Origin of the sequence: Staphylococcus sp. GDY8P57P (assembly GCF_017892585.1) — a bacterium.
GTDB lineage: Bacteria > Bacillota > Bacilli > Staphylococcales > Staphylococcaceae > Staphylococcus > Staphylococcus borealis.
The window spans coordinates 1-760 of record NZ_JAESLK010000140.1 but is presented as its reverse complement, the minus strand read 5'-3'; the positions used below and the strand labels follow the sequence as shown (position 1 = coordinate 760).

Here is a 760-nt window from a genome sequence, read left to right as displayed (position 1 = left end):
AATTCACGTAACTTTTTTACATTTACTACACAATAATAATGAATTTGCTGAAAATTTCCATGCTATTTATCCTTTAAGTGACAATACCTTCATTTTAGGTTGGATATTTTTCTTTTTTTTAGGTGGTTATATTGGGAAGAACTACAATAATATAACTGCTTTTTTAAGGAATTACTTATTTATAATTTTGGTTTTAGCAATTTTATCTTTTGTTTTGTTTATCATTATGTTCTCTCATGATTATTGGAATGTTACTAGTTATACAGAAGCATTAATTTTTTATCATTCTTTCATGTTTTTATTATTACTCGGCGCAACCCTTCATTTTAAAGACTTTATGTTTTATTCTATAAATCTAGTTAATACTTTTTCGTTCTTTGTATATTTATTGCATCCTATTGTTATAGATGCTCTTTATGAAAATACTTCAGTATATATTGACCATACCTTTATTTTCTTGGCAGTGTCATTATTATTTATATTAGGTCTATGCATAGGTGTGGGCATTATACTAAGAGAATTTTATATTTTTAGATTTGTTATTGGTAAACAGCCATATAGCTTAAAACTAGATTTAAAATAAAGCAAAGTTTAAAAGTATTATTTATTTAAATATGTGCGTATAAGTGGTAGTTCTTGGTTGAGAACTTCTTCCTCTCTCATGCCTGTAGCATGCTCGCCCCAAAAGCTTAAAGCAGAACCTTGGATATTTAAAGAATCTACTTCATAATATGGATTCTTTAAATAGTAAAAACTATTG

At 26.6% G+C, this 760-nt stretch carries 1 protein-coding gene; it reads left to right on the top strand.

Features of this window, described 5'->3' with window-relative positions; genetic code table 11:
* The coding region (locus tag KA878_RS14005; protein WP_210142256.1) for an acyltransferase family protein at positions 1–583 on the top strand (583 nt) is incomplete at its 5' end.
* Positions 584–760: the final 177 nt, after the last annotated feature.